We start from the raw sequence: 14,478 nt of genomic DNA, 5'->3' as shown, positions 1-14,478 counted from the left end.
CTAATCTATTTCATTAATACAGGTAATTGTCATTGTCTGGTTGTGAAGTATACACTCGCCAAATGGTTTCAATGGTGAAATTTCTCCATAGGAATAAAAACCGGAAAGAGTTGTTTTATCGCCAAAAATATCAGAAACAGCTTCAACTTCTTCGTCTATTCTGCTTCCCAGAATTAATTTTCGCCCCACACAACTAATCAGAAGAGCTAATTTTGGACTAAAACTATTTACCTCTAAACAAGAAGCTGCGGCCTCACTTGCCGCATCTATTAATCTGTCAAAATTAGCTTTCATAAAACGTACTTTACTGCCTTTTGGCACATCACCTGCAAATGTCATTGTCTGACTGGCCTCGTCTATTGATAAAATGGTTCTGACAATTGGTTCATCGACTCCGTCAGCCTTGATTGACAGCGGAAAAAGTAATGCAGAACCCGGTAATTCTTCCGCATATTTTCCTAAATAGATTTTATACAGATCTAATACATTTTTTCCATCAATTTCATATAAAACATTGTTTTCAGATTTGGTCACTATTCGCTCTAATCCAAAACTTTCCCATCCTCCCAAAGATCCATGAGACACAAGTAATTTTTCGCCATAAAAACCAATAGCAATAATTTTGCCCTGTGCAGGAGTTTTATTCAATCCTACAATAGTTTTTTCAAACCTTGATCCATCGCCAGCAAGCCCTCCTACAATTAACACCTCTTCTTTTTTTACGGCATTCATTCCATTAACTAACTCACTCCCGTTTACTTTTCCTCCATCTGAGAGTATTAGAACCAATTTTAAATTTTCCTGATCAAATTTACCAATTAGAGAAGACCCCGCCTGAAAACTATTCTCAAAAGCAGTTATATCAACTTCGTAAGTTTTGATTTGAGTTGAAGAAAATTTAATTGCTGTGAGAGATATGGTATTGTCTAAAACTTCATTTTCATAAATTTCACCCGCTGATGAACTAAGAATCAATTGCGAAGCCGGGAATTTATTTTTTAATTGATTAAAAACCTTTTCGTCTGATAAAAGTTCTCTTGACCCAAAACCTAAAACTAAGTCTAAATCAGCGAAATCTAAATTATCAGTGTTTAATTCTCGTATAAAAGAATTATTTTCAAATAAAGTTGTAGCTATTTTCATTTAAATCCTTTTTTTTAGTTTGACTTGATTGAATTAAGTTATAAATCGTAGATTTTCCGATGTCTAATTGTTTGGCCGTTTTTACAACATCTTCATTATTTTTTTTTAAATAATACAATATAATTTCAGCCGTAAACTCTTTCAGTGTTTTATCTTCAGACAAGAAAAAATCAGTGTTATTATTTATACTATCAAAAGTTAAATCTTCGGCAGAGATTTCATTGTTTTCACACATTACACAAGCCAGGTCAATGATTGATTTAAGCTCTCTTATATTTCCGGGAAATTTATGTTTGAGTAATTTATCTTTAGCCTCTTTTGAAATACTTATTGTTTTCAATTTATTCTCTTTTGTAAAAAGATCAATAAAATGCTTTGATAAAAGCAAAACATCGCGGCCTCTTTCCCTTAAAGGCGGCAATTCTATAGGAAGTCCCACAATTCTATAATAAAGATCTTCTCTGAACGCTCCTTTTTTTACCTCTTCTTTTAAATTTTTGTGAGTGGCAATTATGAGCCGGGCATTAAACTTAATAACTCCTTTTCCTCCAAGTCTTGTAACTTCTCTTTCCTGCAATGCCCTAAGCAATTTACTCTGCAGATTTAAATCAAGTTCAGCAATTTCATCAAGAAAAATTGTACCTCCATCAGCCTGTTCAAATTTACCGATCAATCTTTGGTCCGCTCCGGTAAAAGCCCCTTTTTCATGGCCAAAAAATTCGCTCTCGATCAATTCCTTTGGGATTGCTGCCATATTTAATGCTATAAATGGTTTGTATTTTCTATCAGAATTATAATGTATGGCCTTAGCTACCATTTCTTTACCAGTGCCTGTCTCTCCGGTAATAGAAACATTTATGTTTGTACTTAATGATTTATTTATTTTATTTAAAACCGCTTTTATTGCCTCGCTTTGCCCTAATATAGTCTTCTCGAAGCTAAATTTTTGCTCTAACTTTTCTTTTAATTCCTCGACTTCATCAATGAGACTTAAATTCTCCCTGATTTTAATAATCGAGTTCCAAAGCAGCTCTTTTGTATAAGTATTTTTTACAATGTAATCTTTGGCTCCTGATTTTAAGAAATCTACAGCCACTTCAATTTCTTCCTGACCGCTTATAACGATAATTGGGATTTTATTATTAATCTGATGAATTTTTTTAAGCAGTAAATCACCGGTTATATCCGGTAATCCAAAATCCAGGCAAATAATATTGGGGTTCTGAAACAAGTTATCCAAACACTCCTTTCCGGTTTGAAACAAGAGTACTTCAAAGTCAGGATTTAATTTAAGGTGATATTTTAGAGTCTCTCCAAAAAAAGGGTCATCTTCAACTAGAAAAATTTTAAATGGTTTCATCTCTAATCTTTTAAGTTTTAATCCCTACCAAATTAAAGAAAAAATCCTACATATTTACATTTAAACGACAATTATTGTATCTTAACGAGATTATTACTGTAACATTTATAATAATTTGGTGTCTTTTTTAGTAAATAAATTTCTATAAATGAAAAATCTAAGAACACAACTGCATCTGCTGCTATTTTTTGTATTAGTCGTTTTAAGCCATAAAACAATTGCCCAAATAAAAACGTTAGAAGGCAAAAACATAACCACAAGTGATGTTGATAAATTCATCAAAAAACAGATGGATTCACTCGAAATACCTGCCATATCAATTGCGATTATAGAAGATGGCAAAATAGTCTACTATCAGGCATCAGGAATAAAAAATAATGAGAAACAGAGTATCGATACCTATTCCCTGTTTGAAGCAGCTTCAATGACAAAACCTGTTTTCGCTTATGCTGTTCATAAACTTATAAAAAAGGGCTTTCTTGATTTAGATACCCCACTCTATAAGTATTACCCTTATGAAGATATTCAATACGATGACCGCAATAAATTAATAACCGCAAGGATGGTATTATCTCATACCACGGGGTTACCTAATTGGAGAGAAGATGGATCTAAGTTAGCTTTTATTGCTAATCCTGGTGAAAAATACGGCTATTCTGGTGAGGGATACGAATATCTTGGAAAAGTTGCGGCACATTTAACTAATAAAAAAATCGAAGATATAATTGAGGAAGAAGTGTTTAATCCTTTTGATATAAAAAACTCTTACCTAATAAAAAATAAATATGTTGAAGAACATCTGGCAGATGGATTAAAAGATAATAAATACTGGGGGAAAAACCAGTTATGGCAACAGCCGGGTGTTGCATATAGTTTATGTACTGAAAGCAAAGAATACGCAAAATTCATTATGGCACTGATAAAAGAAAGCGATACGCCAGGAAGCATCTTTCAAGATATGGCATTACCTCAGTTAGAAACTGAACCTCAAAAATCAATTTGTCTGGGAATATTTTGCAAAAAAACACCTTACGGGCTAAAATATTCCCATTCAGGAAATAATAACAACCGGTATAATTCGAATTTCGAATTTTATAAAGATTCCAAAATAGGTTTTGTATTTTTTATGAATTGTCACAAAGGATTAGAATTCACTAAAAGATTAAATGATTTTTTAATTAACGGTAAATAATGAAAAGATGAAACAGTTTGAGATAAAAAGTAAAAACAAAGCCACTGAAATGCGGTGGCTTTGTTTTTCTTTCTGTGGGCAATGAGTGATTCGAAAGTAATTTTGAAAAGGAAAATCACTTTTTCAAGATTGCAATATTTTATTAAAGCTCTGACTTTAAATTTATTTTACCTTTCTGAAGTCCTTTACCAGTTACTTCCAATTGGATTGGGCCTGCAGTTTTAACTGCTTTAACCAAAACCACAAGTTTACCGCTGAAAAGCTTCATTTTATTCTGGTGAAATATTTCCAATGATGCGGCATCGCCATTACATGCAGCTCTGTAAACTCCAGCACCAGTTACTTTAAACTGCAGTTCATTGACCGCTGCAGGACATGGAATTCCGTTTTTATCTACTACCGAAACAGTTACAAAAGAGATATCCTCACCATCAGCTTTAATAGTTTCGCGGTCTGCGTCGAGTACAATTCTATATGGATCGCCGGCAGTTTTAATCTCGTTTTCTGCCGCTATTTTTCCATTTGAATCAAATGCTGTAACTTTTACCGTTCCAGGCTCATACTTCACATCATTCCACATTAAACGATAACGATTTTGCGGACTTGAATTATTTTTTTTCTGGACTCCCATACTTTTTCCATTTACAAAAAGCTCAGCGCTGTCGTAATTTGTGTAAACGAAAACAGGAGTGATTTCCCCTTCTCTTCCTTTCCAGTTCCAATGCGGCAGTATATGAAGCGTTTTATCTTTCGTATTCCATCTGCTTCTGTAAAGATAAAAACGGTCTTTAGGAAGTCCTGCCAAATCTGAAATCCCGAAATAAGAACTTCTTGACGGCCATTTTTCATCATAAGGCGTAGGTTCTCCTAAATAATCAAAACCTGTCCAGACAAATTCTCCAATAACCCACGGCTTGTCATCCTGAAGTACAAAATCTTCATCAGGAACATTTGACCAGCTGCAGGCTTCAAGATCATAAGACGAACATTGAAGATCATCGTATTCTTTATTTTTTGCCTGTACAACAGGAAATTTATAAATTCCTCTTGAACTCACAGTTGAAGCTGTTTCTGAACCTAAAATAAATCCTTGCGGGAATGATTTATAAGCTTCTTCATAAAGATGAACCCTGTAGTTCAGCCCGGGAACATCTAATAAAGACCCAAAACCTGATGCCATAGTCTGTTTTACCTGATCCATTCCCACCGTTACAGGGCGTGTTGGATCTTCTCTATGAAAAATATCCTGCAAAAATTTAGCCCTTGTCAAACCTTCGGCCCCATATTGATCCGGAACTTCATTTCCTGAACTCCACATTACAATACAAGGATGGTTTCGTGTGGCTCTCACTAAATTCACAATATCTTTTTCTGCATATTTTTCAAAAAAACGATGATATCCGTTTTCTACTTTTGGCTTTGCCCATTCATCAAAACTTTCTGCGAGAAACATAAATCCCATTTCATCAGCCAGTTCAAGCTGTTCAAAAGAGGGCATATTATGAGAACTTCGGATCGCGTTGCATCCCATATCTTTTAGAATCGTAAGCTGTCTGCGAAGTGCCGCTTTGTTTACAGCCGCACCAAGAGGACCCAAATCATGATGAAGACAAACTCCTTTAAATTTTGTCACTTTACCATTAAGGCTAAATCCTTTATTGGGTTCGTATTTAATGAATCTTATACCAAACTTTATGTTTTGTTCGTCTTTTAAAGTTCCGTCAGCTGCATATAATTTGGTTACCGCTGTGTACAAATATGGTGTCTCAGGACTCCACAAATGTGGTTTGGCAACTGCAATTATCTGATGGAATTTTCCATCCTTCATTTCTGCACCTTTTTGTGCCGCTACTACATTATTATCTGCATCCTTTATTTGGGTTTCCATTGACAGGTTACTGCCATGAAACTCAGCTTTAATATCAACAACAGCATTATCCGCCTTCATTTCAGGAGTTGTTATAAAAGTTCCCCATTGTGCAAAACTTTCCTCCTCTTTTACTACAATACTAACTTTTCTGTAAAGACCAGCTCCGGGGTACCATCTTGAAGAAAATGGCATATTAGTCAGTTTTACGGCCAATAAATTTTCTGAGCCTGCTTTGAGATCTTTGGTAATATCAATATAAAAATAGCTGTAACCATACCCCCATTCTCCTATTTTTTTTCCATTTAAAAAAACCTGAGGTTCGCTCATAGCCCCTTCAAAAATAAGAATTGCTTTTTTCCCCTTTTTAAACTCCGGAATAGAAAATGTATTACGATACCAGCCTGTTCCAATATGCGGAAGTGCTCCGGTACGGCCTGTTTTTTCGGTTGGGATTTTTTCTCCGTTTTGTTCAATTGCCGAAACCTGTCTATCCCATTCTTTATCAAAAGGTCCATAAATGGCCCAATCATGAGGCACACTGACTTTTTCCCATTTTGAAGCATTAAAATCTACAGAAAAAGCATCTTCTTTTACTTCTTTAGAAAAAAGCCAGTTATCTTTTAAAACAACAGTAGTGGATTGCGACATCATTTTTCCGGACGAAAAAATCAGTAGAAATAAGAATGATATTGATCTAAAAATTAATTTCATTTTCTGTTTTAATTATTTCAACATTAAGATATTAAGACAACTCGTTAGGTGCAACTATTTTTAACACATAGAAACATAGAATTTATTGAACTCAGGAAAGGCGTTTCACTTGCATTAACAAACATAGGTATGTGTGAGAAACAAGTTTCTTTTTGATTTACTTTTTCAAGAACATAAAATCTATGTTTCTATGTGTTTAATTTTTTTTTATGCTCTACATCCAACGGGTTAAGATAATTTAGCTTTATGAAACTTAATATCTTAATGGCAATTTTTAATTTTTAATTTAAAAAACATTTATTCTTTAAAAGCGTCTAATGCCGGCGAAGGTTTTCCGTCAGAAAGCCAAGCGTTTAATTGATAACCGCTCCAGCTTTTTTCGCCTTGCGGTTCCCAGTAAATAACACCTAAACCTTTATTATTAGGTACGCTTTTTACGGCTTTTATAGTAGCTTCAAGCATTTCTTTGGTATTTTGTACAGCTTCATAATCACCGCCAACTTCAACCACCATAACTTCTTTATTGTAGCGCAAAGCCATGTCTTTTAGATTATTTTCTAAATCTAAAATGGTACTTTGATAATCGGTTTTAATCCAATACGGATAATACGATAAACCAATTACATCGTATTTTACCTTATTTTCAGTTACTTTATCAAAAAACCATCTGAATTTTTCACTTTTATTTCCTTCATCAAGATGAACAATTACTTTAATTTTTGGGTCGATAGCTTTTGTTGCTTCATATCCTTTATTAAGCAGTTGTGCCAGCTGATTAAAATTGTCTGTGCTTCCTTCCGGCCAAAGCATACCGCCCGGAATTTCATTTCCAACCTGAACCCATTCCGGGGTTACTCCTGCTTTTTTTAACAGCTGCAAAACATCATAAGTATGCTGATAAACATCATTTAATAATTCTGGAAAGGAGTGTTTTGCCCATGCAGCTGGTTTATTTTGTTTGCCGGGATCTGCCCAGGAATCGCTGTAATGAAAATCGATCATGATGCGCATTCCCATTTTTTGTGCGCGGACCGCCATAACAACTGTTTCTTCGGGACTGCAGTGCCCGCTGGCTTTATCATCATTTGGATTTACCCAGACACGTAACCTAATGGTGTTTATTCCGCGGTCTTTTAATAATTGCAGACAGTCTTTTTGAGAACCGTCTGCATCATAAAATTTATAGCCCGTTGCTTCCATTTGCGGAAGCCAGCCCACATCTGCTCCTTTTGAAAAAGAATATTTTTCACTTGTCATTTTAGATTTACATGAAGTAAACAAAATGGCAGTTATCATCAAAAAAGATACAATTTTAAGTGATTTTTTCATGTTTTAGTCTTTACTGAAAGCTTGCATTACTGATAAGGCATTGTTATCAAAACTGTATAAAGCCTGATTTTCGAATGTAGAGCCGCTTTGAGATTGCGGTCCTTTAAAAGCAACCCATTCTCCACCCCAATACGCAAATCCCTGCCCGGATTCTGATGTTTTTACTATGTTTTTAATATCCAAAACAAAAGTTCTTTGTCCTGCCGGAGTTGCAGGATATCCCGGAACCAGCTGATCGTTTGTGCCTACAATATTATTAGTCTGGTCATTGTGCAATAAAGTAAAAGGATAAGCGGTTTCTGCAATCAGGACTTTTTTGCTGAATTTCTTTCCTAAAGCATCAATGGTATTTTTTACTTCTGTTAAATCTTTACCGTGCCAGACAGGATAATAAGATAATCCGATATAGTCGTAATCAACACTTTTCATTTTGGTAAAAAACCAATCTGTACCACCGCCATTTACACCTGCATAATGAATCATTATTTTTGTATTTGGCGCTTTACTGCGAACTGCAGCACTTGCAGCACTTAATAAAGCTATACATTGCTGTTCGTTACTAATTAGGTTTCCTTTCGGCCACAATAACCCACTATTGATTTCATTACCAATTTGAATAATATCCGGATTAATTTCTGTAATTATTGCTGATGTGTAATTAGAAACTGCCGTTTTTAAATCGGTAAAAGATAAATTTTTCCATTCTTCGGGAATGGTCTGAGCGCCAGGATCGGCCCAAGTATCAGAATAGTGAACGGTAAGCCAGACTCTTAAACCGGCCTGCCTTGCTTTTTGAGCCAACTGTTTTACTTCACTTAAACCAGAACGCCCATTTACAGGTTTTTTCCATAAACGAATTCTAACTGTATTACAACCTGCATTTTTTAGTGTTGTAAGCATTCCTTCGGCTTTGCCGTTATTGTAAAATTTAGTTCCTAAAGATTCCATTTGAGGGAGAAATGAAACATCTGATGCTCTGATAAAAGTATCACTTGCATCTGGCGGGTTAACAGCTTCTGCATCTTCAGAATCATTACCTGAGCACGAAAACTGAATTGCTGTAATGGCAAGCAGCCCAAGAATTTTTATATATTTTTTCATAATTATGAATTATAATGATTGAAATTTTGAATTTAAAATAACTTCTTTTAATGTAAAGAAGAAGCCTCAAATTTTCACCATTGAGGCTTCTCTGATTTTTAATTCAATTTATGGAGTTGATATAAACATGTAACGACCGTCTAAATCATTGAACCAGATATCATATTTTCCGGCCTCAACAATGATATCTCCACCGTTATCTCCCCAGTTTACATCCCAGCTGTTGTTTGCTTTGAATTTCATTTTTCCGGCTTTTAAAGTTTGGGTAACTTTCCAGATATGCTCATCAAATGCAGATTTCACTAAAGGAACCTCTGTATTCCAGCCGGTATCATCGCCTGTTAATACAGATCCGGTCAAACCAATTGTTGCATAGGTTGTCATTGGTCCTGTGTAAGGCGTAATTTTGTATGTCAATTCTTCAATATTAATCTCAAAGCTGTAATAACCTGAAGCTGTTGTTGGGAATACACCAGGATCACTATCGCTTTCTGTTGCTCTGTATTGTACGTTAGCGCCATTTGCTCCGTACATTGGAGCCCAGAATCCAATTTGCTCGATTAATTTAAAACCATCTTTATTAAAATATCCTGTATAATAGTGTTTTGCATTTTCTTTTGGGTCTCTGTAAATTGGCATGTTGTTGCTGGTTACACTCCATCCTGCTGCAGTTCCGGGCCCTACTAAAAATAAATCGACTTTAGGGAAAACACCTCTGTAAGGAGTCAATGCAATTGTAATTGGCGTAGAAAATTTTGGTTCTGAAAGTGTTGTTCCAACGGTAGATTTAATTCTAATATCGATTGTTCCTTCAACACCGGCTGTAAGTCCAAGTTCCAGTGCTTTTGCATTAAGTTCTGCTACTGTAATAGCAGCATGTGTAGTTGTAGAAGTTGTAATATCCAGCGGTGCTGCAAACTCTGTATTACTTGCTGCAAACTGCACTGTATAGGTAACAATCGTTGGGGTTCCGTAATTTACTTTTTCCCAGGTTACAGTCAGGGCCGTATTGTTTGGTGTTTCTTTATTTAAAATAGTAGAAGAACCGTTTTCAGGAGTTATGATAGAAAAAGCAGCTTCCTGAGGCTCTAAAATCATCAAATTCTCTTCGTTTTCACAAGACCAAAATCCTGTAAGTAACACCACTGCTATAAATAGTTTATATATAAGTTTCATTTGTATATCGTTTAAGTTTAAAAAAAGTTTTAGTAACCCGTGTTTTGAGTTAAATTTCTATTTGCTCCCAATGACCCTTCCGGAATAGGAAAAACACTCATGTAAGACGGAATAGAGATTCCTTTTGAAGAATTTCCTTTCCATGCCCAATTATATGATCCTCCTGTATATTTTCCAAAACGAATTAAATCTTGTCTTCGGTGTGCTTCCCAGTGTAATTCGCGTGCTCTTTCATCAATAAGAAAATCAAGCGTTAATTCACTTAAAGTAATGTTACCAACAGTTGAATTAGAATTGGCTCTTTGTCTTAAAGCATTTACATAATTTAATGCCTGGGCTGTTGTCCCGTTTCCGCCTCTTAAAGTAGCTTCAGCATACATTAAATATACATCGGCTAACCTGAATAAAGGAAAATCAGTATCAGCATAAGTAGAACTGCTGCCGTTAACTCCTGTTGAAGTTTTATTAGAAAATTTAGATAAAATATAACCTTGTGTTTTTACGCCAATATCTTCAATATCAATAGATCTTTGTTTTGATGGATCGCCCTGAACGCCTTTACCAATTGTATTTCTGGTATCCTGACTGAATTTTGTCCCGTCAAATTTTTGAGCAAATTCTTTTCTGATTCTAAGCGCTCCTGTCCAGCCGCCAATTCCAAAATCAGCACCATTATTTTCCCAGGCACCAATTTGCCCGTTTGTTAAAACAGTTGTTGCTCCCCAGTTTTGAGAAACTGCTCCATCAGACTGGATCCCGAAAATGATTTCCTGAGAAGTATTGTTGTCTGCCTTAAAATTGTCCAGATATTTTGTTTTCAAAGTATAACCGCCGTCAATAATTTCGTTACACATTGTAATGCAGTCATCAAAACGATCGGTCTGAATATATACCTGGGCATTCAAATACATTTTAGCCAAAATCATACGAGCCATAGATTGGTCTAATCTTCCATATACATTTGTTCTGGCTGCTTTTAAATCTGGTAAAACGGCTTTTAATTCACTTTCGATAAAATCGAATAATTGCTTTCTGTTAAACTCTGGGCCGGTAAAATTTACCGGATCATTTTCGGTATACATTGGCGCTTTTCCAAATAAATCCATCATATTGTAATAAGCATACGCTCTTAAAACACGAACTTCCTGACGGTAAAGTGCTATATCTGCCAGATCTGCAGTATTTGTAATACCTCTTGAACTTAATTTTTCTGGTGTGCTTTGACGTAAAAACTCGTTTGCATAAGAAACAGAAACCATCGTTCTGCTAAACATACCTAAAATAACAGGGTTTGCCGCTGTCCAGATATTACGTTGTAATTCTGCCGTTCCTCCATCATTTTCATAGCTCCAAACCAATTCGTCTGTAGTTAATTCCTGCATGTATAATAAACATCTTGTAAACTGGCTTGTGCCTGCATCTACCCCTTCCAGTGAAGAATCATTAGGACCAATAACTCCTGTTAAAGTTAAATTTCCGTACACTCCGGCAAATGCTTTTTTGTATCCGTCAGGTGTAGAAAATAAAACATCAGAAGAAAGAACGTCGTCATCTTTCGAGACTACATTTAAATCATCTGTACACGACTGAAAAACCACAGTCAATGCTATTATTGTTGTTACTATATATTTTTTCATGATTTCGTTATTAAAATTTAAGATTAAGACCAAACAGGATTGATCTTTGTCTTGGATAAATCGTTTTATCTACACCGTTATTTGTAATTTCAGGATCTAAACCATTGTATTTTGTAAGTACAAAAACGTTCTGAACCCCGGTCGACACTCTTAATGAAGCTTTACTGTTTAACCAGTTCGATAAAGTATATCCTAACGTAACATTGTCTAATTTTAAAAATGAAGCATTTTCTATATAAAGATCTGATAATACAACATTTGAAGTAGTTTGAAAGTTAGTTTCTGTTACCTGCGAAGGGATATTACTTAAAACACCTCCGTTTTCCATAGCGTCATATTGTGCTCTGCTGGCATCTACGGCATTAAAAATCCGATTACCAATACTTGCTCTTAAATTGAATGAAAAGTCAAACTTTTTATAATTCATGTTTGATGCAAATCCTAATGTAAAATCCGGATCTGGATTATTATAAATGTATTTATCTGAATCATTTTTGATATTATCGCCATTTAAATCTGCAAATGCCCCTTCAATTGGTTTTCCTTCGCTGTTGTATAATTGTTTGTATACATAGAAAGAATAAGGAGTGTAACCCTCTCTAAAAATTTGTCCCGGAGTTCCCGTTCCTGCTATATTGTCTCCTAAAAAGATATCAGTTCCGTTAACCAGATTTTTTATTCTTCTTTCGAATTTGGCAATATTAAAGTTCATGTTCCAGTTAAAATTTTCTGTTTTAACTGCATTGGCATTAATCGTAAACTCAACACCTTTTGTGGTAAAACTTCCAACATTTTGATAGACACGGTTAGAGAAGTTACTACCATCAGATATTGCTGCGTTTACTAATAAATCTTTAGATTCTTTGTAATACACATCAAGTCCGGCAGATAAGCGATTGTTTAAAAAACCAAAATCAAGACCTGCATTGTATGAAGTGGTTTCTTCCCATTTCAAATTGTCTGTTCTTTTTGAAGGAAGTGCCACCGGAACCGGGCTGTCTCCAAAATAATATTCAGAATTTCCACCGCCGACCTGATATTTTTGAAGATATCCGTTTGGCTCAGGAATATCCTGCTGTCCCGTTATACCGTAACTTAACCTTAATTTTAAGTCAGATAATACAGTACTGTTTTTAAAGAAATCTTCTCTGATTTTCCATGCAAATGCTGCCGATGGAAAATTCCCCCAGCGATTGGCTTCTTCAAATCTTGATGAACCGTCTCGTCTGTAAGACAGTGTTAATAAATATTTATCTCTGAAATTTAAATTTGTTCTGGCAAAGAATCCTAATAAAACAACATCTGTATCAAGAGTAGTTTCAGGAAATGTTGATGGCAGATCAGGGTTCAGAATGTTGCCTGTTTCAAATCTTGAGCTTTGAAATTTTTGATACGAATAACCACCTGTCATTTCAAAATTCAATGAGTTAAACGTTTTGTTATAAACTAAATAAGTATCTAATAATTTATTTCTTCTGGTTGCTTCTGTATATTCATTTGTACCATACGGAATGTTGTTGTTTGACGGAGCAGAACCGGCATCAGCACCAACTAATCTTCTTCTTTCTCCATTCGATTCATCAAAACCAACATTTACAACGGCTCTTAAAGCGGGTAAAAAATGAAATTTATAATCAATTTCAAAATTTCCAAAAATCCTGTCATTTGTTCCTCTATCATTTGTATTCAGCAATTGCGAAACAGGGTTTCTTGCTGCAGTTGATACTAACGGATAATTTCCGTTGGCATCTACACCAGTAGTATATTCAAAATAACCTCCGTAAGGCGCACCTTCAACTTTTATTGGCTGTGTTGGGTCAAAACCAATAGCAGCTCCTTCAACAGCATCAGTAAATCTGTTTATTTCGTTTGTATAATTGGCCGAAAGCCTAAGTTTTAAATGGTTGTCAAAGAAAGCAGGGTTCATTACTAAACCAACCGTATTTCTTTTAAAATTATTGGTTAAACGCAATCCTTGCTGATCTGTATTTCCCAGCGTTAAGCTTGTTGGAATAATATTGAATAGATTTCCTCTCACGGCTAAACTTTGATCTACCGTTCCGGTGTTTCTGTAAATTGCTTTTTGCCAGTCAGTATTTGCAGTTCCCAGCTTATTTAGGTCATCGCTTCTTCTGTCTGCAATCACACTTCTAAATTCATCTGCACTAAAAACATCAACAGTTTTAGTCAGCGTGCCCGCAGCATATTGTACATTATAATCTACAGATAATGTTTTGCTTCCTTTTTTAGTAGTAATAATTATTACACCATTTGAAGCGCGGGAACCATAAATTGCCGAAGCCGAAGCATCTTTTAAAACAGTTATCGATTCGACAGTAGCCGGATTTAATGATGCCAAAAAGGACGAAGAACCTGTATTTGTAGCATTATCAAGAGGCAGTCCGTCAATTACAATAAGTGGATCATTACTTGCAAAAAGCGAACTTCCACCTCGAATCCTAATTTGAGAACTAGAACCCGGAGCGCCTGTTGAATTTACTGTTAAACCGGCTACTCTTCCGTTAAGCAGGTTTTCTGTCGTAATATTATTTCCTTTGTTAAAGTCTTTTGTAGTAAGTGCCGTAACAGATCCTGTAGCGTCTTTCTTTTTAACGCTTCCGTAACCTACCTGAACAACTACTTCTTTTAATTGATTAGTATCTTCTTCAAGATATACAGTTATGTTTTTCTGCCCGCCTGCCGGAATCGTCTGAGTGGCATAACCGGTATAGGAAAACGTAATTTGGCTGTCTGCTTTTACTCCGGATAATTTAAATTTTCCATCAAAGTCAGTAGAGGTACTAATGTTTGTTCCCGATACTTTTATGTTTACTCCTGGTATGGGCTGCTTGGCTCCTTTTTCGAGGACAACACCGCTAATTGTGTTCTGAGCAAAAACACAAAAAGGAAGTAAGAGTAATAAAAGTAAAAATTTGGTTTTAATTCTTTTCATACTTTT

9 protein-coding genes are annotated in these 14,478 nt (G+C 35.3%); 1 reads left to right on the top strand and 8 read right to left on the bottom strand.

The features are described from left to right. Positions 1 to 1,143, bottom strand: a complete 1,143-nt coding sequence (locus AABD74_RS14730) for an FIST signal transduction protein (RefSeq protein ID WP_406843344.1) — start codon at positions 1,141 to 1,143, stop codon at positions 1 to 3. After that, the gene (locus AABD74_RS14725) at positions 1,118 to 2,503 is read right to left on the bottom strand and encodes a sigma-54-dependent transcriptional regulator (protein ID WP_406843343.1); all 1,386 of its coding nucleotides are present in this window, start codon (positions 2,501 to 2,503) and stop codon (positions 1,118 to 1,120) included. Before AABD74_RS14725 ends, AABD74_RS14730 begins: the two co-directional genes overlap by 26 nt. Before the next feature lie 148 nt (positions 2,504 to 2,651). Between AABD74_RS14725 and AABD74_RS14720 the strand changes: the two genes are divergently transcribed. Beyond that, positions 2,652 to 3,695: a serine hydrolase domain-containing protein gene (locus AABD74_RS14720; RefSeq protein WP_406843342.1), complete on the top strand. Its 1,044-nt coding sequence runs from the start codon at positions 2,652 to 2,654 to the stop codon at positions 3,693 to 3,695. 142 nt (positions 3,696 to 3,837) lie between these two features. On the opposite strand, the gene AABD74_RS14715 is transcribed toward AABD74_RS14720, so the two are convergent. The 6 genes from AABD74_RS14715 to AABD74_RS14690 form a co-directional block, all read right to left on the bottom strand. Beyond that, positions 3,838 to 6,276, bottom strand: a complete 2,439-nt coding sequence (locus tag AABD74_RS14715) for a DUF4982 domain-containing protein (protein ID WP_406843341.1) — start codon at positions 6,274 to 6,276, stop codon at positions 3,838 to 3,840. Between the two features lie 297 nt (positions 6,277 to 6,573). Continuing rightward, entirely contained in the window at positions 6,574 to 7,605 is a 1,032-nt protein-coding gene (locus AABD74_RS14710) for an arabinogalactan endo-beta-1,4-galactanase (RefSeq protein ID WP_406843340.1), read from the bottom strand. A gap of 3 nt (positions 7,606 to 7,608) precedes the next feature. Next, positions 7,609 to 8,706, bottom strand: a complete 1,098-nt coding sequence (locus AABD74_RS14705; RefSeq protein ID WP_406843339.1) for an arabinogalactan endo-beta-1,4-galactanase — start codon at positions 8,704 to 8,706, stop codon at positions 7,609 to 7,611. Positions 8,707 to 8,814: 108 nt separating this feature from the next. Then, a complete protein-coding gene (locus AABD74_RS14700) occupies positions 8,815 to 9,882 on the bottom strand; it encodes a SusE domain-containing protein (RefSeq protein ID WP_406843338.1) in 1,068 nt (355 codons plus the stop codon). Between the two features lie 29 nt (positions 9,883 to 9,911). Then, positions 9,912 to 11,519 (bottom strand): RagB/SusD family nutrient uptake outer membrane protein, encoded by a 1,608-nt coding sequence (locus AABD74_RS14695; protein WP_406843337.1) that lies wholly within the window; start codon positions 11,517 to 11,519, stop codon positions 9,912 to 9,914. Between the two features lie 10 nt (positions 11,520 to 11,529). After that, a complete protein-coding gene (locus tag AABD74_RS14690; protein WP_406843336.1) occupies positions 11,530 to 14,472 on the bottom strand; it encodes a SusC/RagA family TonB-linked outer membrane protein in 2,943 nt (980 codons plus the stop codon). Positions 14,473 to 14,478: the final 6 nt, after the last annotated feature.

Origin of the sequence: Flavobacterium soyae (assembly GCF_045348165.1) — a bacterium.
Classification (GTDB): Bacteria; Bacteroidota; Bacteroidia; order Flavobacteriales; family Flavobacteriaceae; genus Flavobacterium; species Flavobacterium soyae.
This window is presented reverse-complemented; position numbering and strand designations above follow the sequence as displayed.